General features: G+C 59.0%; 22 protein-coding genes. 12 read left to right on the top strand and 10 right to left on the bottom strand.

Going from position 1 to position 23,685, the window contains the following annotated elements:
* Nucleotides 1-215: 215 nt before the first annotated feature.
* Nucleotides 216-671: a dUTP diphosphatase gene (gene dut, locus ACYZT1_RS00110; protein WP_462017107.1), complete on the bottom strand. Its 456-nt coding sequence runs from the start codon at nt 669-671 to the stop codon at nt 216-218.
* A gap of 5 nt (nt 672-676) precedes the next feature.
* A complete protein-coding gene (gene coaBC, locus ACYZT1_RS00105; protein ID WP_462017106.1) occupies nt 677-1,885 on the bottom strand; it encodes a bifunctional phosphopantothenoylcysteine decarboxylase/phosphopantothenate--cysteine ligase CoaBC in 1,209 nt (402 codons plus the stop codon).
* Between the two features lie 135 nt (nt 1,886-2,020).
* Between coaBC and radC the strand changes: the two genes are divergently transcribed.
* Nucleotides 2,021-2,695 carry a RadC family protein gene (gene radC, locus ACYZT1_RS00100; protein ID WP_462017105.1) on the top strand — a complete coding sequence of 225 codons (675 nt, stop codon included), beginning with the start codon at nt 2,021-2,023 and terminating at the stop codon, nt 2,693-2,695.
* A gap of 80 nt (nt 2,696-2,775) precedes the next feature.
* Here the strand turns inward: radC and ACYZT1_RS00095 are convergent, their stop codons facing one another.
* Nucleotides 2,776-4,365: an ABC transporter substrate-binding protein gene (locus ACYZT1_RS00095; protein WP_462017104.1), complete on the bottom strand. Its 1,590-nt coding sequence runs from the start codon at nt 4,363-4,365 to the stop codon at nt 2,776-2,778.
* A gap of 446 nt (nt 4,366-4,811) precedes the next feature.
* Between ACYZT1_RS00095 and rpmB the strand changes: the two genes are divergently transcribed.
* Together rpmB and rpmG are read left to right on the top strand one after the other, a co-directional pair.
* Entirely contained in the window at nt 4,812-5,045 is a 234-nt protein-coding gene (gene rpmB / locus ACYZT1_RS00090) for a 50S ribosomal protein L28 (RefSeq protein WP_007894701.1), read from the top strand.
* Between the two features lie 12 nt (nt 5,046-5,057).
* Nucleotides 5,058-5,213: a 50S ribosomal protein L33 gene (gene rpmG, locus ACYZT1_RS00085; protein WP_007894709.1), complete on the top strand. Its 156-nt coding sequence runs from the start codon at nt 5,058-5,060 to the stop codon at nt 5,211-5,213.
* 184 nt (nt 5,214-5,397) lie between these two features.
* Here rpmG and ACYZT1_RS00080 read toward each other — a convergent pair whose 3' ends face one another.
* Nucleotides 5,398-5,760 carry a cupin domain-containing protein gene (locus tag ACYZT1_RS00080; protein WP_462017103.1) on the bottom strand — a complete coding sequence of 121 codons (363 nt, stop codon included), beginning with the start codon at nt 5,758-5,760 and terminating at the stop codon, nt 5,398-5,400.
* Nucleotides 5,761-6,006: 246 nt separating this feature from the next.
* On the opposite strand from ACYZT1_RS00080, the gene ACYZT1_RS00075 reads away from it, so the two are divergent.
* Both ACYZT1_RS00075 and ACYZT1_RS00070 read left to right on the top strand, forming a co-directional pair.
* Complete coding sequence (locus tag ACYZT1_RS00075; RefSeq protein ID WP_462017102.1) at nt 6,007-7,500, top strand: aldehyde dehydrogenase; 1,494 nt, start codon at nt 6,007-6,009, stop codon at nt 7,498-7,500.
* Nucleotides 7,501-7,652: 152 nt separating this feature from the next.
* Nucleotides 7,653-8,795: an MFS transporter gene (locus ACYZT1_RS00070; RefSeq protein WP_462017101.1), complete on the top strand. Its 1,143-nt coding sequence runs from the start codon at nt 7,653-7,655 to the stop codon at nt 8,793-8,795.
* Nucleotides 8,796-8,896: 101 nt separating this feature from the next.
* On the opposite strand, the gene ACYZT1_RS00065 is transcribed toward ACYZT1_RS00070, so the two are convergent.
* Entirely contained in the window at nt 8,897-10,462 is a 1,566-nt protein-coding gene (locus ACYZT1_RS00065) for a phospholipase D family protein (protein ID WP_462017099.1), read from the bottom strand.
* A gap of 56 nt (nt 10,463-10,518) precedes the next feature.
* Nucleotides 10,519-11,952: an aminotransferase-like domain-containing protein gene (locus tag ACYZT1_RS00060; protein ID WP_462017098.1), complete on the bottom strand. Its 1,434-nt coding sequence runs from the start codon at nt 11,950-11,952 to the stop codon at nt 10,519-10,521.
* Between the two features lie 177 nt (nt 11,953-12,129).
* On the opposite strand from ACYZT1_RS00060, the gene ACYZT1_RS00055 reads away from it, so the two are divergent.
* Nucleotides 12,130-12,375 (top strand): DUF1127 domain-containing protein, encoded by a 246-nt coding sequence (locus tag ACYZT1_RS00055; RefSeq protein WP_462017097.1) that lies wholly within the window; start codon nt 12,130-12,132, stop codon nt 12,373-12,375.
* Nucleotides 12,376-12,414: 39 nt separating this feature from the next.
* On the opposite strand, the gene ACYZT1_RS00050 is transcribed toward ACYZT1_RS00055, so the two are convergent.
* Nucleotides 12,415-13,707, bottom strand: a complete 1,293-nt coding sequence (locus ACYZT1_RS00050) for an NAD(P)/FAD-dependent oxidoreductase (protein WP_462017096.1) — start codon at nt 13,705-13,707, stop codon at nt 12,415-12,417.
* 147 nt (nt 13,708-13,854) lie between these two features.
* Between ACYZT1_RS00050 and ACYZT1_RS00045 the strand changes: the two genes are divergently transcribed.
* On the top strand, nt 13,855-14,208 hold the full coding sequence (locus ACYZT1_RS00045) for a YkgJ family cysteine cluster protein (protein WP_462017095.1): 354 nt from the start codon (nt 13,855-13,857) through the stop codon (nt 14,206-14,208).
* Nucleotides 14,209-14,353: 145 nt separating this feature from the next.
* Here the strand turns inward: ACYZT1_RS00045 and ACYZT1_RS00040 are convergent, their stop codons facing one another.
* Entirely contained in the window at nt 14,354-14,842 is a 489-nt protein-coding gene (locus ACYZT1_RS00040) for an Lrp/AsnC ligand binding domain-containing protein (protein ID WP_003177284.1), read from the bottom strand.
* Nucleotides 14,843-14,998: 156 nt separating this feature from the next.
* Between ACYZT1_RS00040 and dadA the strand changes: the two genes are divergently transcribed.
* The 5 genes from dadA (at nt 14,999) to ACYZT1_RS00015 (ending at nt 20,906) form a co-directional block, all read left to right on the top strand.
* Nucleotides 14,999-16,303, top strand: coding sequence for a D-amino acid dehydrogenase (dadA, locus tag ACYZT1_RS00035; RefSeq protein WP_462017094.1), 1,305 nt, complete (start codon nt 14,999-15,001; stop codon nt 16,301-16,303).
* A 188-nt stretch (nt 16,304-16,491) separates the two neighbouring features.
* Nucleotides 16,492-17,565 carry an alanine racemase gene (gene alr, locus ACYZT1_RS00030; RefSeq protein ID WP_462017093.1) on the top strand — a complete coding sequence of 358 codons (1,074 nt, stop codon included), beginning with the start codon at nt 16,492-16,494 and terminating at the stop codon, nt 17,563-17,565.
* A gap of 127 nt (nt 17,566-17,692) precedes the next feature.
* A complete protein-coding gene (locus ACYZT1_RS00025; protein WP_462017092.1) occupies nt 17,693-18,241 on the top strand; it encodes a cupin domain-containing protein in 549 nt (182 codons plus the stop codon).
* 170 nt (nt 18,242-18,411) lie between these two features.
* Nucleotides 18,412-18,837, top strand: coding sequence for a c-type cytochrome (locus ACYZT1_RS00020; protein WP_462017091.1), 426 nt, complete (start codon nt 18,412-18,414; stop codon nt 18,835-18,837).
* A 146-nt stretch (nt 18,838-18,983) separates the two neighbouring features.
* A complete protein-coding gene (locus tag ACYZT1_RS00015; RefSeq protein ID WP_462017090.1) occupies nt 18,984-20,906 on the top strand; it encodes an acetyl-CoA hydrolase/transferase C-terminal domain-containing protein in 1,923 nt (640 codons plus the stop codon).
* Between the two features lie 129 nt (nt 20,907-21,035).
* Here ACYZT1_RS00015 and ACYZT1_RS00010 read toward each other — a convergent pair whose 3' ends face one another.
* Together ACYZT1_RS00010 and rep are read right to left on the bottom strand one after the other, a co-directional pair.
* Nucleotides 21,036-21,608 (bottom strand): xanthine phosphoribosyltransferase, encoded by a 573-nt coding sequence (locus ACYZT1_RS00010; RefSeq protein WP_462017089.1) that lies wholly within the window; start codon nt 21,606-21,608, stop codon nt 21,036-21,038.
* A gap of 67 nt (nt 21,609-21,675) precedes the next feature.
* Nucleotides 21,676-23,685 (bottom strand): DNA helicase Rep, encoded by a 2,010-nt coding sequence (rep, locus tag ACYZT1_RS00005; RefSeq protein WP_462017088.1) that lies wholly within the window; start codon nt 23,683-23,685, stop codon nt 21,676-21,678.

Below are 23,685 nucleotides of genomic sequence, written 5' to 3'. Positions count from 1 at the left end.
ACTGAAGGATATGACGGCATTTTTCACTGAGAGTTCGTGGTGCGAAAAGCCATGACATCGGTTTCAGTAAGCATAGGGCGGGCCAATGCCTTGATATCAGTGTTAAACCTTCCAGATGACATCTGTGCAATTTGTGACGAGGCAGCGTGCTTCCGGTGACGGGGCGGCACTCCAGCGCGAGCAAGCTCGCTCGCCACTGGGGTGCAGCTGTCAGCTCAGTGACTGCCGGAATGTCCGAAACCGCCCGCGCCCCGTTCGGTTTCAATGAACTCTTCCACCATCTCGAAATGCGCCTGAACCACCGGCACCAGCACCAGTTGCGCAAGACGTTCGCCGACGACCATATTGAAATCGGTCTGGCCACGGTTCCAGCACGACACCATCAGCGGGCCCTGATAATCAGAGTCGATCAGACCGACCAGGTTGCCCAGCACGATGCCGTGCTTATGGCCCAGCCCGGAGCGCGGCAGGATCAGCGCGGCCAGGCCCGGATCGCCAATGTAGACGGACAGGCCGGTCGGAATCAGCACGGTTTCGCCCGGCTTGATCACGATGTCCTGGTCCAGCATGGCGCGCAGGTCGAGGCCTGCGGAGCCGGGAGTGGCGTACTGCGGCAGCGGAAACTCGCTGCCGATGCGTGGGTCGAGGATCTTGGCTTGCAAAGCGTGCATGGAAATTAAACCTGGTTCAGACGGTCGGCGATAAAAGTGATCAGCTGGCGAGCGATTTTGCTCTTGCTGGTCTGGGCGAAAAGTGTGGCGTGAAGCTCTCGGTCGATCACGCTGAAAGCGTTTTCTTCGCTATTGAAGCCAATACTCGGATTGGCGACGTCGTTGGCGACGATCAGATCGAGGTTCTTGTCTTTCAATTTTCGGGCCGCGTAATCGAGCAAGTGCTCGGTTTCGGCTGCGAAACCGACACTGAATGGACGGTCGGGGCGAGTGGCGATGGTGGCCAGGATGTCCGGGTTGCGAACCATTTGTAGCAACAAGCCGTCGCCGCTCGCAGGATCTTTCTTGAGTTTTTGCGGGGCGACGACTTCGGGACGGTAATCCGCAACCGCTGCCGAGGCGATGAATACGTCGCAGGGGATCGCCGCTTCGCAAGCAGCGAGCATGTCGCGGGCGCTGACCACGTCGATACGGGTGACGCGATCCGGCGTCGGCAGGTGCACCGGGCCAGTGATCAGCGTGACGCGGGCGCCGGCTTCTACCGCGGCCTCTGCCAGGGCAAAGCCCATTTTGCCGGAGCTGTGGTTGGTGATGTAGCGCACCGGGTCGATGTTTTCCTGGGTCGGGCCGGCGGTGATCAGCACGTGTTTGCCGGTCAGTGCCTGGCGCTGGAAGCAATCGGCCGCGCACTGGGCGAGTTCGACGGCTTCAAGCATGCGACCAAAACCAACGTCGCCACACGCCTGGCTACCGGAGGCCGGCCCGAACACCTTGAGCGCGCGGCTTTCGAGGGTTTGCAGGTTGGCCTGGGTCGCCGGGTCGCGCCACATGGCCTGATTCATCGCCGGGGCCACGGCCACTATGGCGTCGGTGGCCAGCACCAGCGTGGTCAGCAGATCGTCAGCAATACCTTGAGCCAGGCGCGCGATCAGGTCCGCCGTCGCCGGGGCGATCAGCACCATGTCCGCCCACTTGGCCAGTTCGATGTGGCCCATCGCGGCTTCGGCGGCCGGGTCCAGCAGGTCCAGATGCACCGGGTGGCCGGACAATGCCTGCATGGTCAGCGGGGTGATGAATTCGCTGCCGCCACGGGTCATGACCACGCGCACTTCAGCGCCTTGATCGATCAGTCGGCGAACCAGATCGGCGCTCTTGTAGGCAGCAATGCCGCCGCCGACGCCCAGAACAATGCGTTTCCGATACAGCCGCTGCATAGGTCTGCCTTTCATTTCGTTGATGACTGCGTGGCGATACCCCCTCCCCAGGAGTGAAACCGCTCGCAAAAAAGATGGGCTAAGATATCACAGCGACCGCTACGGAACAGCGGCGCCCACAGACAGGGAGGTGCTATGAGTATTCGTGACTGGCCGGCAGCCGAGCGGCCGCGGGAGAGATTGCTGGAGTTGGGCTCGGCGAGCCTTTCAGACGCCGAGCTGCTGGCGATTTTTCTAAGAACGGGCGTGTCCGGTAAAAGTGCTGTCGATCTGGCACGACACTTGTTGAATCAGTTCGGCGGTCTGCGTTCGCTGATGGAGGCTGATCAACAAGCGTTCAGCGGACAGTCAGGACTCGGGCCAGCGAAATTTGCCCAGATGCAGGCGGTTCTGGAAATGGGCCGGCGGCATCTGGCCGAAAGGGCGCGGCATAAATCGGCGCTGGAAAATCCCCAGGCCGTTCGTGATTACCTGAAGTCGATGCTACGCCATGAGCCCCACGAGGTGTTTGGTTGTCTGTTTCTGGACTCCAGGCACCAGGTACTGAGTTTTGAAGCGTTATTTCGCGGCACGATCGACTGCACGAGCGTGCATCCCCGTCAGGTGGTCAAGCGCGCTCTGGCGCATAATGCTGCCGCCGTCATCCTCTGCCACAACCATCCTTCGGGTAACACCAATCCCAGTGAAGCCGATCGCACGCTGACCAAGCGCTTGCAAGAAGCACTCGATCTGATCGATGTACGGGTGCTCGACCATTTCATTATCGGCGATGGTGAGCCGCTGTCGATGGCCGAGTATGGGTGGATGTGAAAGGAACAAACTGCATGTTGCGAGCGTCAAGCCCCAAGCCAAAGCTGTCGTGAGGACTGCTCCAGCTCGTCGCTTGCAGCTTAGGGCTTGAGGCTCACTCTGGCGTAATCCTGGCGTCCGAACGGGCTCACCGAATAACCCTCGACGCCTTTGCGCATCAGTGCGAAGGCGGTCGGATGAGCCAGCGGCACCCAGAGGGCCTGCTGCTGAATCTGTGTCTGAGCCTGTTCGTAGAGTTTGGTGCGCACGCCTTGTTCGGATGTGGTCTTGCCGGCACTGATCAGCTTGTCCAGATCCTGGTTGCAATACCGGGCGAAGTTGGTGCCGGACTTGACCGCGGCGCAGGAAAATTGCGGCGTGAGAAAGTTGTCGGGGTCACCGTTGTCGCCTGCCCAGCCCATGAACAGCAAGTCATGTTCACCGGCTTTGGCACGGCGAATTACCTCGCCCCATTCGATCACCCGAATTTCGGCCTGAATGCCTATTTTCGCCAGGTCGGATTGCAGCATCTGCGCGCCCAGGCTTGGGTTGGGATTCAACAGGCTGCCGGACGGCCGGGTCCAGATGGTGGTCTGGAAGCCATCCTTCAAACCGGCCTTCGCCATCAACGCCTTGGCCTTTTCCACATCATGGGCATAACTTGGCAAGCCTTTGGCGTAGCTCCAGGTATTGGGCGGGTAAGGGCCGCTGGCGGGTTCTGCGGTATCTTCGAACACGGCTTTGACGTAGTTGGCCTTGTCGAATGCCAGGTTGATGGCCTGACGTACTTCCGGCTTGTCCAGCGGCGGATGCTGGCTGTTGATGGCGACGAACGCGGTCATGAAAGCGTCGGTCTTTTCTACTTTCAGGGTCGGCTCTTTCTGCGCGGACTGTACGTCCAGCGGTTTCGGCGATAGCGCGATCTGACACTCGTTGCGGCGAAGTTTCTGCAAGCGCACGTTGGCGTCCGGTGTGATCGCGAAGATCAACGGGTCTACCGCAGGCTTGCCGCGGAAGTAGTCCGGGTTGGCTTTGTAACGTACGGAAGCATCTTTCTGAAAACGCGTGAAGATGAACGGACCGCTGCCGACCGGATGGCTATTGAGCTTTTCAGGCGTGCCAGCCTTCATCAGCTTGTCCGCGTATTCGGCGGAGTAGATTGAAGCAAAGCCCATGCTGAGCGTCGGCAGGAACGTCGAGTCCGGGTGGTCGAGTGTGAAGCGCACCGTCAGCGGATCCAGCGCGTCGATCTTCTTGATCAGCGCGGGGAGCTGCATCGATTGCGCGTGCGGGAAGCCGCTTTGGGCTATTTTGTGCCACGGGTTTGCCGGATCGAGCATGCGGTCGAAGCTGAACTTAACGTCTTCTGCGGTCAGCTCGCGGGAGGGGCTGAAATAGTCGGTGCGGTGGAATTTCACCTGCGGATGCAATTTGAAGACATAGGTCAGACCGTCAGCGGAAACGTCCCAACTGTCGGCGAGGCCGGCAACCACTTTGCCACTGGCTGTGTCGAAGTCCACCAGGCGATTCATCAGCACGTCAGCCGACGCATTGGTGGTGGTCAGTGAGTTGTATTGCACCACGTCGAACCCTTCAGGACTGGCCTCGGTACAAACACTGAGTGCGGCAGCCTGCGCCAATGGGCTCAGCAGAAGAGGGGCGAGCAACAGCGGTAGGGCAGCGAGGCGCATGGTCGGATTCCTTTACAGATCGAAGGCCCATCTGCAAGTGCAGTCTGGAAAAGGGTTACCCTAGTGGGCTCTTTTGCAAATGACTATCCCCTTTTTCATTTTAAGCGGACTATGTGCGATTGTTTTCAGTGCGTGGTTGCCGATGGAAGCGCCAGATCGGCGCGCTGTTCGATTTTCTGCGACGAGCGGTAAATATCGACGACAGCCTTTGTTCAAGGCACTCGGAGTCTGTAAATCGGGGTTTTTGTCGATTCTGCTCACACCGATTGTTGTTGCTTTCCAGTCTTTCTGGTATAAAGCAGCGCTCTTTTCTAGGGGCCCGGTTCCTTCATTGTAGGTGTAGCCGGTAAGACCTCTAAAGAAACGCGGCGCCTGGCGCCAAATGACTGAGAGATTAAGCGGCCAACCCATGCCGGGTTGGGCATGTGGTTTTAGAGGGCTGAGGCATGTCGAGAGTATGTCAAGTTACCGGTAAGGGTCCGGTGACTGGGAATAACATTTCCCACGCAAACAACAAAACCCGTCGTCGTTTCCTGCCGAACCTGCAGCATCACCGCTTCTGGGTTGAAGAAGAGAAACGTTTCGTGCGTCTGCGCGTATCTGCCAAAGGCATGCGTATCATCGACAAGCGTGGCATCACTGTCGTGCTGGCCGAAATCCGCAAAGCTGGCAAGATCTAAGGGGAGCTAATCATGCGTGAATTGATTCGTTTGATTTCGAGCGCCGGTACTGGTCACTTCTACACTACCGACAAGAACAAGCGTACTACTCCGGACAAAATCGAGATCAAGAAATTTGATCCGGTTGTTCGCAAGCACGTGATCTACAAGGAAGGCAAAATCAAGTAATTGATTTTCCCTCTTACGAAAAAGGCCCGTATCGCGAGATACGGGCCTTTTTTGTGCCTGATGGTTCTGCGTTGCCTGTCAGGACCTCATCGCGAGCAAGCTCGCTCCCACAGGTTTTGTGCTCGACACAGGTCCCTGGGAGCGAGCTTGCTCGCGATGAGGCCGGTACAAACAACACAAATCTTCAGGCCTTCTGTTCAAACGCCACATATATCTTGCGGCACGTTTCCAGCACTTCCCATGTGCCCCGGAACCCCGCCGGAATCACAAAACGATCGCCTGCGCGCACGGTCTTGCTGTTGCCATCGTTGTCACGCAGCACTGAAACGCCCTGAACGATCTCGCAGTATTCATGTTCGGTGAAGTTCACGTGCCACTGGCCGACGGCGCCTTCCCATACGCCAGCATTCAGCTGGCCGCACGGGCTGTTGTAGTGGTTGTACACCAGCTGTTGCGGGTCGCCCTTCAGGATTTTCGCCTGATCCGGGCTGTAGCGCTCGGGCTCGGTAGTGGCCTGGCTGAAGTCGACGATGTCCTGGATGCTCATTGTTGTAATCCCCCGTGATTGCGGCGCGAGTGGCTGAAGGTACTTAATTGCCCGGAGTCTATGTTTATTAAAATGAACACCGCAAGGCCGTTTACCGACCTTATGTCAAATATATTGAAACAACCCCGGCCTGTGGTTTAGGGTGGCGGTTGCCTTGCGGCGAAATTCAGGCTGGCCGGGCAGAATTGCTGGGAACGTCCGCGAAGAACGCGGAGCGCTCGTATTCAACAAGAGGAGGACACTCGTATGACCACCCTGACTCGTGCCGATTGGGAGCAGCGTGCTCGCGATCTGAAGATCGAAGGCCGCGCCTACATTAATGGCGAATACACCGATGCCGTCTCCAGCGAGACCTTCGAGTGCATCAGCCCGGTCGATGGCCGTCTGCTCGGCAAGATTGCCAGCTGTGACGCCGCCGACGCCCAGCGCGCCGTCGAGAACGCTCGCGCTACGTTCAATTCCGGCACCTGGTCGCGCCTGGCGCCGAGCAAGCGCAAAGCCACCATGATTCGTTTTGCCGACTTGCTGAAACAGCACGCCGAAGAGCTCGCGCTGCTGGAAACCCTCGACATGGGCAAGCCGATCAGCGACTCGCTGTACATCGATATTCCCGGCGCGGCGCAAGCCCTGAGCTGGAGCGGTGAGGCCATCGACAAGATCTACGACGAAGTCGCCGCCACCCCGCACGATCAGTTGGGTCTGGTCACCCGCGAGCCAGTTGGCGTTGTCGGTGCCATCGTGCCGTGGAACTTCCCGCTGATGATGGCTTGCTGGAAACTCGGTCCGGCGCTGTCCACCGGTAACTCGGTGATACTCAAGCCGTCGGAAAAATCCCCGCTGACCGCCATCCGCATCGCTGCTCTGGCCGTTGAAGCCGGCATCCCGAAAGGCGTCCTCAACGTGCTGCCAGGTTACGGTCACACGGTCGGCAAGGCGCTGGCCCTGCACAATGATGTCGACACCCTGGTGTTCACCGGTTCGACCAAGATCGCCAAGCAACTGCTGATCTACTCCGGCGAGTCGAACATGAAGCGCGTCTGGCTTGAAGCCGGCGGTAAAAGCCCGAATATCGTCTTTGCCGACGCCCCGGACCTGCAAGCTGCGGCCGAAGCGGCTGCCGGCGCCATTGCTTTCAATCAGGGCGAAGTGTGCACCGCCGGTTCGCGCCTGCTGGTCGAGCGATCGATCAAGGACACCTTCCTGCCGCTGGTGATCGAAGCGCTGAAAACCTGGAAACCGGGCAATCCGTTGGACCCGGACACCAACGTCGGCGCGCTGGTGGACACTCAGCAGATGAACACCGTGCTGTCGTACATCGAGTCCGGCCACACCGACGGCGCCAAACTGGTGGCAGGCGGCAAGCGCACGCTGCAGGAAACCGGCGGCACCTACGTTGAGCCGACGATTTTCGACGGGGTGAACAACGCGATGAAGATCGCTCAGGAAGAAATCTTTGGCCCGGTGCTGTCGGTCATTGCCTTCGATACCGCCGAGGAAGCCATCCAGATCGCCAACGACACGCCTTACGGTTTGGCCGCGGCGGTGTGGACCAAGGACATCTCCAAGGCGCACCTGACCGCTCGGGCCTTGCGCGCCGGTAGTGTGTGGGTCAATCAATACGACGGCGGTGACATGACGGCGCCGTTTGGCGGCTTCAAGCAATCGGGCAACGGTCGTGACAAGTCGCTGCACGCGTTCGACAAATACACCGAGCTGAAGGCGACCTGGATCAAGCTGTAAGTCATATAGCGAGATCCCCTGTGGGAGCGGGCTTGCTCGCGATAGCGGTCTGACAGTCGACGTCAATGTTGAATGTGCAACTGCTATCGCGAGCAAGCTCGCTCCCACATTGGTTTGCGCTGTATAAAAAATTATCCACAGGAGCGTGGAGCATGCGTTGGGCGACTTATTTCGCCGTGTTGGCATCCGTCTTGAGCGTTGGCCTGGCCCTGGGCGTGAGCATGCCGCTGGTGTCGTTTCGTCTGGAGGGCTGGGGTTACGGCTCATTCGCTATCGGCGTAATGGCCGCGATGCCGGCGATTGGCGTGCTGGTGGGGGCTAAGATCTCCAGTCACCTGGCCGCACGGTTCGGCACCGCCAACCTCATGCGCCTTTGTCTATGGGCCGGCGCGCTGTCCATCGGGCTGCTCGCGTTGCTGCCGAGCTATCCGGTCTGGCTGCTGCTGCGGCTTATGATCGGGGTGATCCTGACCCTGGTGTTCATTCTCGGCGAAAGCTGGATCAACCAACTGGTGGTCGAGCAATGGCGCGGCCGACTGGTGGCGTTGTACGGCAGCAGTTATGCGCTGAGCCAGTTGGCCGGCCCTCTGCTGCTGGGCGTTCTGGGTACCGACCACGATTACGGATTCTGGGTCGGCGTCGTGTTGCTGATGACAGCGCCCCTGCTGTTGCTGGGGCGCAGCGGCGCGCCGAGCAGTGAAGCCTGCAGCGTCACGTTCAGCGATCTGCTGGAATTCTGCCGTGGCCTGCCGGCGATTGCGTGGGCGGTGTCGTTGTTCGCAGCGTTCGAAGCGATGATTCTTACACTGCTGCCGGTGTATTGCCTGCGTCAGGGTTTCAGCACGGACATCGCTTTGGCGATGGTCAGCACCGTGGTGGTAGGCGATGCCCTGTTGCAATTGCCGATCGGCGCGCTGGCGGATCGACTGTCGCGGCGCACATTGTTCAGCGGTTGCGCGGTGATCCTGCTGGTGTCCAGTCTGGCTATCCCGTTGCTGATCGATACGCTGATGATCTGGCCGCTGTGGGTGTTGTTTGGCGCCAGTGCCGGGGGACTGTTCACCTTGTCGCTGATCCTGATTGGCGAGCGTTATCGCGACGATGCGCTGGTGCGAGCCAATGCGCACATTGCGCAATTGTGGGGGATCGGATGTTTGATTGGTCCGCTGGCTGCCGGTGCCGGCAGTCAATGGATCAGTGGGCATGCGTTACCATTATTGATGGCGGCCGGAGCGTTGGGGCTGGTGATTCTGTTGACCCGTCAAGGCGCGTTCGGAACTGCACAACCGGCTTAGATTAAAGATCAAAAGATCGCAGCCTCGTTGCACTCGACAGCTCGTACAGGACACGATCCCATGCAGGAGCTGCCGAAGGCTGCGATCTTGGCGATATAAAGCTACAGCATCCGCTCCAGCCCAACCGCCGTGCTGAACCAGGAATTGAACCGCCGCCAAAAGCTACCCGGTTCCCTGGTCAGCGTGTGCATTTTGCCGTCGTCTTCGGTGACCCACACGACCTTGCCGTCCTTAAGCTTCGCTTGATAACTCAGCGCTGGCGCCATGCCTTCCATGGCCGCGCGGTGCACATGTGCGGCCAACTCCGGACTATCTACAAGAACGCCGACTTCGGTATTCCACAGCACTGAGCGCGGGTCGAAGTTGAACGAGCCGATGAAGGACTTCTGCTGATCGAAAATAATCGCCTTGCTGTGCAGGCTGGAATCAGAACCTTTGGAGGACCTGCCGTAGAAGATGGGTCCGCTGCCACCGCCTTCCCCTGGCTGGCGACGCAATTCAAACAGTTTGACGCCATGTTCGAGCAGCGCCTTGCGGTAGGGCGCGTAACCGCCATGTACGGCTGGCACGTCAGTGGCTTCCAGTGAATTGGTCAACAAACTCACTGAGACGCCGGCATCAGCGCGACCGGTGAGGTAAACCAGCCCCGGCTCGCCAGGCACAAAATAGGCCGAAATCAGCACCAGGTCCTTGCTGACGCCTCTCAGCTCAGGCGCCAGCTGCGTGGTCAGCAGCAAATGCGGGTCCGGTTCACCCTTGGACAAGACTTTGCTCGGCGCATCCCACAACGCCTGGTTCCAGGCCCAGATCAGCTCGCGGCGCCAAATGTCCATACGTGGGTTGGTGGTGAACGTCATCAGTTGCTGATACAGCGCATGGTTTTGTTTGCGCGTTTCCTCCAGCGATTCTTCCAGGCGTGTCCGGCTGTTCTGCAGGTCCTTGCGGGTCGGCTTGCTCGACAAAAATTCATCGATCGGTTTGCTCAGTGCACTGTTCCAATACTGATCGAAACTGTGTCCCAGTTGCTCGGCGACCGGGCCAATGCCGAGCATGTCGATGTCAGTGAAATTCAGATTGGGCTCGGCATCGAAATATTCATCGCCCAGATTACGCCCGCCGACGATCGCCGCGCTGTTGTCCGCCAGCCAGAGTTTGTTGTGCATGCGTCGGTGTTGCAGCGACAGGTCGAACAGTCGGCCCATCGCCCGCGTCACGCCGGTGGCGCGACCGAGATGCAGCGGATTGAACAGGCGAATCTGGATCTGCGGATGCGCCGCCAGTGTGCCGATGATCCAGTCCAGGCCATCGCTGGTGGTGTCGTCCAGGAGAATGCGCACGCGCACGCCACGGTCGGCCGCCTTGAGCAATTCGTCCACCAGCATCCGCGTGCTGATGCCGTCGTGGACGATGTAGTACTGCAAGTCGAGGCTGCTTTGCGCGTTGCGGATCAGCTCTGCGCGGGCGATGAAGGCTTCACTGCTGTTGGACAGCAGGCGAAATCCCGATTTGCCCTCGTGGGGCGCGGCTTGAGCCCGGATCGAACGACCAAAAGCAGAATCACTGGCAGGCAGCGCCTGACTCGGTTCACGTTGAACGTCGAAACTGGCGCAACCGCCAAGGAACGAGGCGAGAAGGAGGAGAGCAAGCAGGGGCTGTCTGAATCTCACGTAGGATCGTTCCGGTTGGCGGGTGTCGACATAGGACGCTGATTTCCCGATAAAGGTCAGTTCGTGAAGCTGTCAGTTTCTGCGAGTAGCAGGACCGCTGCCGCGCCGACCTTGCGTACCGCTTCTTCGATTTGTGGTGTTGGTTTGGCGGCGTAGTTCATCCGCAGGCAATTGCGGTATTTGCCCGAGGCGGAAAAAATACTCCCAACGGCAATCTGCACCCCTTGGTCATGCAAGGCGCGATTGAGTTTCAATGTGTCGAAACCTTCCGGCAATTCCACCCAGAGCATGAAGCTCCCCTGCGGGCGACTGGCCCGGGTACCGACCGGGAAATAACGCGTCACCCAATCGATCATCACGTCACGATTGCGCTGGTATTGCGTACGCATGCGGCGCAAATGCGGTTCGAAATGCCCGCCCTGGAGGAATTCGGCGATGGCAATCTGCGGTTGTGGCGCGGTCGAGCCGGTGCTGATGTATTTCATGTGCAGCACCCGCTCCAGATATCGGCCCGGCGCGACCCAACCAATCCGTAGCCCTGGCGCCAGCGTCTTGGAAAACGAACTGCACAGCAGGACACGGCCGTCTTCGTCGAAGGATTTGATCGTGCGCGGGCGCGGATAGGTGTAGGACAGTTCGCCATACACATCGTCCTCGATGATCGCTACGTCAAAACGCTGGGCGAGCGTCAGCAGCGCGCGTTTGCGCGACTCCGGCATGATGTAGCCCAACGGATTGTTGCAGTTGGGCGTCAACTGTATGACTTTGATCGGCCACTGTTCGAGGGCCAGTTCCAGAGCATCGAGGCTGATGCCGGTGAGTGGGTCGGTGGGAATTTCAAGGGCCTTCATGTTCAGGCCCTTGAGCGTTTGCATGGCGCCGTGAAAGCTTGGTGAATCGACCGCAACGATGTCGCCCGGTTCGCAAATCGCGCGCACGCTGGTGGACAGCGCTTCGTGGCAGCCGGTGGTGATCACCAGGTCGTTGGCCGTCAATTGGCAACCGGAGTCGAGCATCAGCCGGGCAATCTGTTCACGCAGTTCGAGGGTGCCGTGAATGTTGTCGTAATACAGACCGGGCATGTCCTGTCGGCGGCTGATACGCGCCAGGTTGCGCAGCAGTGGTTTCATGGTCGCTGTCGTGATGTCCGGCATGCCGCGGCCGAGTTGAACCACATCTTTGCGCGGCACCGCGCGGATCAGCTCCAGCACCTGGTCCCATTGCGAAATGTCCACGGGCCGCTGGGCCGGACGGCCGATCGCAGGCAGCTCCGGCAAGTCCCGACTGACCGGCACAAAGTAACCGGATTTGGGTTTGGGCATCGCCAGGCCGCTGTCTTCCAGCACGCGATAGGCTTGCTGCACCGTGCTCAGGCTGACGCCATGTTCCACGCTCAACGCCCGCACCGAAGGCAGCCGGTCGCCGGGACGGTAGAAGCCTTGTTCGATACGCGTGCCGAGCAATTCGGCAAGGTTGACGTAGAGAGTCATGATGCAGTCTCGAAGTTATCAAGCACTAACCAGTACAGATGGAGCGATAAAACACGATTCAGAGACGAATGTGGCGAATCTGTATGGATTTAATACAGCCTGTTTGAATCTGTAACGTTTTAAATCGTAAATGCATCATGAAAGCTCTGGCTACCCATGTAAACAGGAGCAATCAAAATGAACGGCTTGAGCGATGTGCGGCTGACGTTACACAGTCAGGAGCTGGCAGCAGGGCAAATCGACGGCATGCGCGAGGCACTGATGCGCAACGCGCCGTGCGGCCTGAGTCGCTGGGGCTTGTTCTGGCATCGTCTGCACACGCGCAAGGCGTTGCTGGAGCTGACGCCGGAGCAGTTACGTGACGTTGGTTTAAGTCGGGAACAGGCCCGGGAGGAGGGGCTGAAGCCTTTCTGGAAGGTCTAGTAATGATTGTTCCCACGCAGAAGCGTGGGAACAATCAATTCAGACCAACTCTTTAAACCGGTGCCACAACATTCCCAGCGCCAACAATGGCGAGCGTAAATGCTTACCGCCGGGAAACGTCATGTGCGGCACCTGCGCGAACAGGTCAAATCCACCGCTGTGCTGCCCACTGATCGCCTCGGCCAAGAGTTTGCCCGCCAGGTGCGTGGCATTCACGCCGTGGCCGGAATAAGCCTGCGCGTAATACACATTCGGCTGGTCCTTGAGCCGGCCGATCTGCGGTAGACGGTTGGCGCCGATACCAATCATTCCGCCCCACTGATAATCAATCTTCACGTCGGCCAGCTGCGGGAAAACTTCGAGCATCTTCGGGCGCATGTACGCAGCGATGTCTTTCGGGTCGCGACCTGAATAGTGGCAGGCACCACCAAACAGCAAGCGCCGATCCGGCGAGAGCCGGTAATAATCCAGCGCAACCCGTTGATCGCAGACCGCCATGTTCTGCGGCAACAATGAGTGTGCCACTTCTTCACTCAAAGGCTGGGTGGCGATGATGTAACTGCCGGCGGGTAATACCTTGCCGCTGAGGTGTGGATTGAGTTGATTGAGGTAGGCGTTGCAGCCCAGCACCAGGGTGTTGGCGCGTACCGAGCCTTGAGCGGTATGGACCCTGACTTGCGGACCGTAATCGATACGAATCACCGCCGAATCCTCAAACAATTTCGCGCCCATCTGTTGAGCGGCCGCCGCTTCGCCCAGGGCCAGATTCAGCGGATGCAAGTGCCCTGAACCCATATCGATCAGGCCGCCAACATACCGGTCGGAGCCCACCACCGCACGCATTTCGTGAGCCTGCAGCAAGCGGGTTTCATAAGGGTAACCAAGGTCGCGCAGTTCATCGGCGTCTTCGGCGAAACCGTCCAGATCGCGAGGTTTGTTGGCGAGATCGCAGTAACCCCACGTCAAGTCGCAGGCAATCTGAAAACGCTCGACCCGTTGTCGGACGATTTCCACCGCTTCCAGTCCCATGAGTTTCATCTGACGTACGCCGTGCGTACCGATCACGTTGGCGAACTGATCGAGGCCGTGACCGACCCCGCGAATCAGCTGCCCGCCGTTACGCCCGCTGGCGCCCCAGCCGATCTTGTGCGCTTCGAGCAACACCACGCTGAGGCCGCGCTCACTCAATTCCAGTGCCGTGTTCAGCCCGGAGAAACCGCCACCGACCACGCATACGTCTGCCACCACTTCGCCTTCGAGCACTGGCAGTTCAGGCTGCGGCAGGCTGCTGGCGGCGTAGTAAGAAGCGGTGTGCTGGGCACGGGTAGTCATGCGCGTCATCCTGGTTCGGCTGTCTGAAAAATTTGACGGAGGATAAGCCGGACCTTCCGGCACGGGCAACACTGGTCGTCTGTGACTGTCTGGGCAGGGTCTTTTGCTGCAGAATCACGCTCTATTTCGCTTTGGGTCACCGGTTCGATGAGCTGCAATCGTCAGAAAATCCACACGCTTCGGCAGCAGATTCCCTCGTTCGAGTGCGTACCCGGCTGTCATGACTGTTGCGGTCCGGTGACCACCTCGCCCGAAGAGATGTCGCGCCTGCCGCGCAAAACCCGCGCCGAGCAGGATGCGGCAATGGATGAGCTCAACTGTGTGCATCTCGGGCCGAATGGCTGCACTGTGTATGACGAGCGACCACTGATCTGTCGACTTTTCGGCACCACCAAAACGTTGCCATGCCCCAACGGCCGCGGGCCGGTGGAGTTGATTCATCCACGGGTTGAGAAGCAGATTCATCAGTACATGGCGGCAACTCGCCAGGTCCTCGTTTGATTCTTCAGTTAGACCGGGTCGCCTGTAATCGCTAGCAGGCTAGCTCCCACAAGGGATCTGTGTCAGGCACAGAATTGGGGCCGGTGAAGATCCACTGTGGGAGCTCGCCTGCTAGCAATGGGGATCGAACAGACACCACAGGGGTTCAATCCGGAATCGGCAAACTCAAACTTTCCTTCACCTCTTCCATCACGATATAGCTCTTGGATTCGCGCACATGTGGCAGCTTGAGCAAGATATCGCCGAGCAACTTGCGGTACGAAGCCATCTCGGAAATCCGTGCCTTCACCAGATAGTCGAAATCCCCTGACACCAGGTGGCATTCCAGTACATGCGGCAGTTTCAGCACCGCGCGTCGGAACTCTTCGAAAGTATCGCCGGATTTGTAGTCGAGACTGATCTCGACGAACACCAGCAGACTACCCTTGAGGTGCTGCGGGTTAAGCCGGGCGTTGTAGCCCATGATGATCCCTTCGCGCTCGAGGCGGCGGACCCGCTCGGTACACGGCGTGGTCGAGAGCCCGACTTTTTCTCCCAGCTCGGTGAAGGAGATGCGCCCGTCCGCTTGCAGGATGCGCAGGATGTTGCGGTCGATCTTGTCCAGCTCACGTTTGGTCTGAGTGTTGGTCCGCATAGGGGATGCGCCTCCGTGAAATGCGTTTTTGCCGAGAATTGTCGCCAAATATAGGTGCTTATATAGTGAAAAGCACTGGCTGATCTTTTTTACACTGCCCACATCTACGGTCTGAACAACAAACGTCAGCGGCGAACCGCGATGAGGGATTGAAAAATGCGCGTTATGGTCTTGGGTAGCGGCGTCATCGGCACCACCAGTGCTTATTACCTGGCGCGTGCCGGGTTTGAAGTGGTGGTGGTGGACCGCCAGCCTGCCGCGGCCATGGAGACCAGTTTTGCCAACGCCGGGCAGGTCTCACCGGGATATGCCTCGCCGTGGGCCGCGCCGGGCGTGCCACTCAAGGCCATCAAATGGCTGCTGCAGCGCCACGCACCGCTGGCGATCAAGGCCACGGCCGACATCGACCAGTATCTATGGATGGCGCAAATGCTGCGCAACTGCACCGCCAGCCGTTATGCGGTCAACAAGGAGCGCATGGTTCGTCTGTCCGAGTACAGCCGCGATTGCCTTGACGAATTGCGTGCTGAAACCGGCATTGCCTACGAAGGCCGCAGCCTGGGTACTACTCAGTTGTTCCGCACCCAGGCTCAGCTCGATGGCGCCGCGAAAGACATCGCCGTGCTGAAAGAGTCCGGTGTGCCGTTCGAGCTACTGGACCGCGCCGGCATTGCACGCGTAGAGCCGGCGCTGGCCAGCGTCACCGATATTCTGGCCGGCGCCCTGCGACTGCCGAACGACCAGACCGGCGACTGCCAGATGTTCACCACACGTCTGGCAGAAATGGCCGTCAAACTCGGCGTGCAGTTCCGTTACGGCCAGGACATTCAGCGCCTCGACTTTGCCGGTGATCGCATCAACGGCGTGTGGATTGATGGCAAGCTGGAAACCGCTGATCGCTACGTGCTCGCACTCGGCAGCTACTCGCCGCAATTGCTCAAGCCGTTGGGCATCAAGGCGCCGGTGTATCCGCTCAAGGGTTACTCGCTGACCGTGCCGATTACCAATCCGGCGATGGCACCGACTTCGACCATTCTCGATGAGACCTACAAGGTCGCGATCACCCGTTTCGACAACCGTATCCGAGTGGGCGGCATGGCGGAGATTGCCGGTTTTGACCTGTCGTTGAACCCGCGTCGGCGTGAAACCCTGGAGATGATCGTCAACGATCTTTATCCTCAGGGCGGCGATCTGGCCCAGGCAAGCTTCTGGACCGGTCTGCGGCCGACCACGCCGGACGGAACGCCGATTGTTGGCGCGACGCCATTCAGTAACCTGTTCCTGAACACCGGTCATGGCACGCTAGGCTGGACCATGGCGTGTGGTTCCGGTCGCTTGCTGGCCGATCTGATGGCGAAGAAGTCTCCGCAGATCAGTGCCGAAGGCCTCGATATCTCCCGTTACGGCAGCAAAATTCAGGAGTCCGCAAAACATGTCAATCCAGCGCCAGCTCACCAATGAGCGCATGAGCCAGATCGTGATTCATCGCGAGCACAGGCTGTGCGAACCGGAAATTCTGGTCGAGCTGTCGGTTGTAGCCGCTCTGCCATAAAGCCTGTCAGAAAGATCCCTCTCCCGGTGCTGTTGGCGGTTAACGCCGTCAGCCAGCGCCGGTTTTCATTCCAATGACCGCCTAGAAGTCTGCCGCCATGCGTCCAGCCCGTGCCCTGATCGACCTTCAAGCCCTGCGTCAAAACTACCGTATCGCCCGTGAAATCACCGGGGCCAAGGCCCTCGCCGTGATCAAGGCGGACGCCTACGGCCATGGCGCGGTGCGTTGCGCCCAAGCGCTGGAAGCCGAGGCGGATGGATTTGCCGTGGCCTGTATCGAGGAAGCGCTGGAGCTTCGCGCTGCGGGCATTCGAGCGCCGGTGCTGTTGCTGGAAGGTTTTTTCGAAGCCGACGAACTGCCGCTGATTGTCGAGCATGATTTCTGGTGCGTCGTGCATTCGCTGTGGCAGCTTGAAGCCATCGAGAAGTCGACGCTGAAAACGCCGATCAATGTCTGGCTCAAGCTCGATTCGGGCATGCACCGCGTGGGTCTGCATCCCAAGGACTATCAGGCCGCTTACCAGCGGCTGCTGGCCAGCGGCAAGGTTGCCAAGGTTGTGTTGATGAGTCACTTCGCCCGCGCCGATGAGCTGCACTGTCAGGCCAGTGTCGAGCAGGTCGGAGTGTTTGAAGCTGCGCGCCAGGGGCTGACGGCCGAGGTCAGTTTGCGCAATTCGCCGGCCGTGCTCGGTTGGCCGCAGATCCACAGCGATTGGGTGCGTCCCGGCATCATGCTCTACGGCGCAACGCCCTTTGAAGAGGCCAGCGATGTGGCCTCCCGTTTGCAGCCGGTGATGACCCTGGAATCGAAAGTGATCTGCGTACGTGAGCTGCCAGCCGGAGAGCCGATCGGCTATGGCGCCAGGTTCATCACTCACAAGCCGATGCGCGTTGGCGTGGTAGCCATGGGGTATGCCGATGGCTATCCGCGTCAGGCGCTGACCGGTACGCCGGTGCTGGTCGCCGGCCAACGCAGCCAACTGATTGGCCGAGTGTCGATGGACATGCTGTGCATTGATTTGACCGATGTGCCCCAAGCGGGTCTGGGTGCGACCGTCGAGTTGTGGGGCAAAAACATTCTGGCCAGCGACGTGGCTGCCGCTGCTGACACTATTCCTTACCAGATTTTCTGTAACCTGCGCCGGGTGCCAATGCTCTATTCCGAGGGCTGAAGGCGGACGGTACTCACCGGAAGTCGCCTCGCTGAACAGGATTCAGGCCAAAGTGTTGTAAATACTGAACGCTGTCGCCATGATAACGCTCAATATTCCAACAAATTGAATCCTGGAGGCGCAAGCATTGGACGTCGGTGAACGACTGCAATCCATCCGTAAGCTCAAAGGCCTTTCGCAACGTGAACTCGCCAAGCGCGCGGGCGTTACCAATAGCACCATCTCGATGATCGAGAAAAACAGCGTCAGCCCCTCGATCAGCTCGTTGCGTAAAGTGTTGGGCGGGATTCCCATGTCCATGGTCGAGTTCTTTTCCGAAGAAATCCTGCAGGAAACGCCGACCCAGATCGTCTACAAAGCCAACGAACTGATCGACATTTCCGATGGCGCCGTGACCATGAAGCTCGTCGGCCGGGCGCACCCGAGCCGCGCTATTGCATTCCTCAATGAAATCTACCCGCCCGGTGCTGACACCGGTGACGAGATGCTCACCCACGAGGGCGAAGAAACCGGGATTCTGGTCGAAGGGCGACTTGAGCTGGTCGTCGGGCTGGAAACTTTTGTTCTCGAAGCGGGCGACAGCTACTACTTTGAAAGTAGCAAGCCGCACCGTTTCCGCAATCCGTTCGACGCACCAGCGCGGCTGATCAGCGCAGCCACACCGGCGAATTTCTGACAGAAGAGTCGACCTGCCAGCAGCATCAAGGCGCCCCCACCGATTTACCGCCCGGCAACAAGACCCCTTCGACTTTGGGGTTGTTTCAGTGCGACGGGGTTACCGCTATACTTGCGCCCGCCTGCGAACCGTGGCCGTAGGCGTGACTAGCCACCATTGAGGGTGAACGCGTGAACCTAATTATGAAAATGCTGGCTGCACCAGCAACCGTATTGGCCCTTTGGGCTGTCAGCGCTCAAGCTGCGACTAATGACGATATTGCCAAACGCCTTGAGCCCGTAGGCCAGGTTTGCGTGACTGGTCAAGAGTGCAAAGGCATGGAAGTCGTTGCGTCGGCAGGCGGCGGTGATGCCAAAACCCCTGATTCCGTGATTGCAAAGCACTGCAACGCTTGCCACGGCACCGGCCTGCTAGGCGCGCCGAAAGTGGGTGATGGCGCCGCCTGGGGCGAGCGCTCCAAAAAGGAAGGCGGTATTGACGGCCTGCTCGCCAAGGCGATCTCCGGTATCAATGCCATGCCGCCAAAAGGCACATGTGCCGATTGCACCGACGCCGATCTGAAAGCGGCCATCGAGAAGATGTCCGGCTTGAAATAAGCGTTCATGCTCAGCAAAAACCGCTTTCGAGCGGTTTTTTTGTTTCTTCTGTTTTGTCCTGAATAAGTACGCAAAGTCTGTTCAATGCAGTAAAGACCCGGCAAGCTCGGTCCAACCCCAATTCACGGAATGTAAGGGAGGATCAGATGGTGCAGCTGTGTTCTATCGAACAAGCGGTCGATGACGTGCTGGAACGGTTGCCGGCGCATATCCATATGGGTCTGCCTCTGGGATTGGGCAAACCCAATCACTTCGTCAACGCGCTCTATCGTCGCATCGCGCAACTGCCCGAGCGGCAACTGACGATCTACACCGCACTGTGCCTGGGACGTCCTTCCTTGGGCGACGGTCTGCAGAAGCGCTTCATCGAGCCTTTCATCGAGCGCGTTTACGGCGACTACCCGGAGCTGGATTTTCTCGCCGGGCTGCACAAAGACAATCTGCCGCCCAACATTCACGTTCAACAGTTTTTCATGCTGCCCGGCAGCCTGCTCAACAGCGCGGCCGCGCAGCAGGATTATGTCAGCAGCAATTACAGCCACGCTGCCCGCGACATTAACGCCGCAGGGTTGAACCTGGTGGCGCAGATGGTCGCCAGCCACAGTGAACATCCCGACCGCTTCAGCTTGAGCTGCAACCCGGACATCACCCTTGACCTGTTGCCCATGATCGAAAAACGTCGGGCGGCGGGGGAGACGATTCTGGTGGTTGGCCAAGTGCACAACGACTTGCCCTACATGCCGGGCGACGCCGAAATCGGCATCGACGGGTTTGACTTGCTGATCGATGAAAAAGACAGCAGCACGCTGTTTTCCACGCCGAACATGCCGGTGGGTTTTCAGGATCATTTCATTGGGTTGCACGCCAGTACGCTGGTGCGCGACGGTGGCACGCTGCAGATCGGCATCGGTTCCATGGGCGACGCGCTGACCGCAGCATTGCTCGCGCGCCAGGCGGATAACGCCGGTTACAAAGCGTTGCTGGCGGACATCAATCTCAGCCAGTGGGCGCAATTGATCGATCGCGAGGGTGGCGTCGAACCGTTCGCCAAAGGCCTGTACGGCTGCAGTGAAATGTTCGTCAACGGCTTGCTGGTATTGGCCGATGCCGGAATCATCCGGCGCAAGGTCTACCCGGACGTGCCGACCCAGCAACAGGCGAACGCGGGCACTCTCGATGAAGCCGCGCAAACGGACGGCATCTCGGTGCATGGCGGGTTTTTCCTCGGGCCGCGGACGTTCTACGAGCGCCTTGGCGAATTGCCGCAAAGTAAACGCCTTGAATTCAACATGACCCGCATCAGCTACATCAACGAGCTTTACGGACAGGAAGAACTCAAACGCCTGCAGCGTCTGGATGCGCGGTTCATCAACACGGTGTTCACCATGACCTTGCTGGGTGCCGGCGTCGCCGATCAGCTGGAAGACGGGCGGGTGCTCAGCGGTGTCGGCGGGCAGTACAACTTCGTCGCCCAGGGCCACGCGCTGGAGGGCGCACGCTCGATCCTGTTGTTGCGCAGCTGGCGCGAGGCGGGCGGCGAAGTCAGCTCCAATATCGTTTGGGATTACGGCCATTGCACGATCCCGCGCCATTTGCGCGACATTGTGGTCACCGAATACGGCATCGCCGATCTGCGCGGCAAGACCGATGCGGCGGTGATAGAAGCGTTGCTCAATATCAGCGATTCACGGTTTCAGTCAGGCTTGATCGAGCAAGCGCAGACCGTTGGCAAGTTGCCGAAAAACTTCCGCCTCGATCCGCGCTTTGCCGATAACTACCCTGAACGGCTGCAGAGCATTCAGGCGCAACATCCAAACCTGTTTCCTGAATACCCGCTGGGCTGTGATTTCACGGCCGAAGAACGGGATCTGTTGCGGGCGCTGAACTGGCTGAAGAGCAAGTTCAAGCTCACGGAGATTCTGGAATTGGGTAAAGCGGCGCTGGATGCACCGGAGCCGTCGCAGTTTCCTGCGCACTTGGAGCGTATGCAGCTCACCCATCCGGAAGGCCTGAAGGACGACCTGTTCCAGCGGTTGCTACTCACCGGCCTCAAAGCCACCGCGCAGTAACAGCCAACACAAACCAACTGTGGGAGCGAGCTTGCTCGCGATGGCGGCCTGACAGTCGACATTGGTGTTGACTGTTATGACCCTATCGCGAGCAAGCTCGCTCCCACATTGATTTTGCAAGGCTGCGGCTTACTCGATAAAAGTGACCACGCCATCCTTCAGCGACTGAACGCGAGCCAACGACTCAACGCGATAACCCTGCGAATCCAGCTCGGCACGACCACCCTGGAACGACTTCTCGATCACGATGCCAAGACCGGCGACGGTTGCGCCGGCCTGTTTGATGATCGAGATCAGCGCCTGCGACGCCTTTCCGTTGGCCAGAAAATCATCGATGATCAGCACGCGGTCGCTACTGGTCAGGTGGCGCGGGGAGATGGCCACGGTGCTTTCGGTTTGCTTGGTGAACGAGTAAACGGTCGCCGACAGCAGGTTTTCAGTCAGGGTCAGTGACTGTTGCTTGCGGGCGAAGATCACGGGCACGCCGAGGTTCAGACCGGTCATGATCGCCGGTGCAATGCCCGAGGCTTCGATGGTGACAATCTTGGTGATGCCCGAATCCTTGAACAACGTGGCGAATTCGTCGCCGATCAGCTTCATCAGGGCCGGGTCGATCTGGTGGTTCAGAAACGCGTCAACTTTCAGGACCTGATCGGAAAGCACGATGCCTTCTTCGCGAATTTTCTTGTGCAGTGCTTCCATGAAGCTTTCCTCTAATGACGCGTATGCGCCTGAGATCGTAAAAAAGTGTGGTTAAAAAAACGCGATTCTAGCGCTTTAGCATCGCCCGTATATCGGCTAATGCCGTATTGCCGCGAACGGCTTTGACTTCGACCGGCGTGTCGTCGTTGCCTTCCCACGCCAGGTCGTCTGGCGGCAGCTCATCAAGAAAGCGGCTCGGCAAGCAATCGATGATCTCGCCGTATTGCTTGCGCTTGGCGGCAAACGTGAAGGCCAGCGTCTGACGTGCGCGAGTAATGCCGACGTAGGCCAGGCGACGTTCTTCTTCGATGGTGTCGGCTTCGATGCTGGAGCGGTGCGGAAGGATTTCCTCTTCCATGCCCATGATGAACACGTAGGGAAATTCCAGACCCTTGGAGGCGTGCAAGGTCATCATCTGCACGCCTTCAGCACCGTCTTCCTCTTCCTGCTGACGCTCCAGCATGTCGCGCAGGACCAGTTTGCCGATGGCATCTTCGACGGTCATCTCGCCGTCTTCGTCTTTCTCGAGGGTATTTTTCAACGCCTCGATCAGAAACCAGACGTTGCCCATGCGGTAGTCGGCGGCCTTGTCGCTGGAGCTGTTGGTGCGCAGCCAGTTCTCGTAGTCGATGTCCATGACCATGCTGCGCAGCGCCGAAATCGGGTCTTCGCCGGCGCACTGCTCGCGAACCTTGTCCATGAAGCGCTTGAAGCGCGACAGGCGATCGGTGAAGCGCGTGTCCAGATGCTCGCCCAGACCGATTTCGTCGGTCGCGGCGTACATGGAAATCTTGCGCTCGGTGGCGTAGTTGCCAAGTTTTTCCAGCGTGGTCGAACCGATTTCGCGGCGGGGGACGTTGATCACGCGCAGGAAAGCGTTGTCGTCGTCCGGGTTCACGATCAGGCGGAAGTAGGCCATCAGGTCTTTCACTTCCTGACGTCCGAAAAAGCTGTTGCCGCCCGACAGGCGATATGGAATCTGGTGGTGCTGCAGCTTCAACTCGATCAGCTTGGCCTGGTAGTTACCGCGGTACAGAATCGCGAAATCGCTGTAAGGCCGGTCGGTGCGCAAATGCAGGGTCAACAACTCGACGGCCACACGTTCGGCTTCGGCGTCTTCATTGCGGCAGCGGATCACGCGGATCTCGTCACCGTGGCCCATCTCGCTCCACAGCTGTTTTTCAAACTCGTGCGGGTTGTTCGAGATGAGCACGTTGGCGCAGCGCAGGATGCGGCTGGTGGAGCGGTAGTTCTGCTCGAGCATGACGACTTTCAGGGACGGGTAATCGTCCTTGAGCAACATCAGGTTTTCCGGCCGTGCACCGCGCCAGGCGTAAATCGACTGGTCGTCGTCACCCACCACAGTGAACTGATTGCGTTTGCCGATCAGCAGCTTCACCAGCAAATACTGGCTGGCGTTGGTGTCCTGATATTCGTCCACCAGCAGGTAGCGGACTTTGTTCTGCCACTTTTCGAGGATGTCGGCATGTTCCTGAAACAGCTTTACCGGCAGCAGGATCAGGTCGTCGAAGTCCACCGCGTTGAACGCCTTGAGCGTGCGTTGGTAATGGGTGTAGACGATTGCCGCAGTCTGTTCCTTGGGGTTGCGCGCGTTTTCCAGTGCTTCGGGCGGCAGGATCAGGTCGTTTTTCCACGAGCCGATCATGTTCTTGATCTCGTCGACGCCGTCGTCGCCCGAGTATTCCTTCTGCATGATGTCGGTCATCAGGGATTTGACATCGGCTTCGTCAAAAATCGAGAAGCCCGGCTTGTAGCCCAGCCGCACGTGTTCCTTGCGGATGATGTTCAGGCCCAGATTGTGAAACGTGCACACCGTGAGACCGCGGCCTTCGCCGCCCTTGAGCAGCGTGCCGACCCGTTCCTTCATCTCGCGCGCGGCCTTGTTGGTGAAGGTCATGGCGACGATGTACTGGGCGCGGATGCCGCAGTTCTGGATCAGGTGCGCGATCTTGCGCGTGATCACGCTGGTCTTGCCGGAGCCCGCGCCGGCGAGCACCAAAAGAGGGCCGCCGACGTAGCTCACGGCTTCTTGCTGCCGGGGATTGAGTCGGGACAT

Source organism: Pseudomonas sp. PB3P13 (assembly GCF_054897735.1).
Note: the sequence above shows the minus strand (reverse complement) of the source record. Positions and strands in the feature narration are given on the sequence as shown.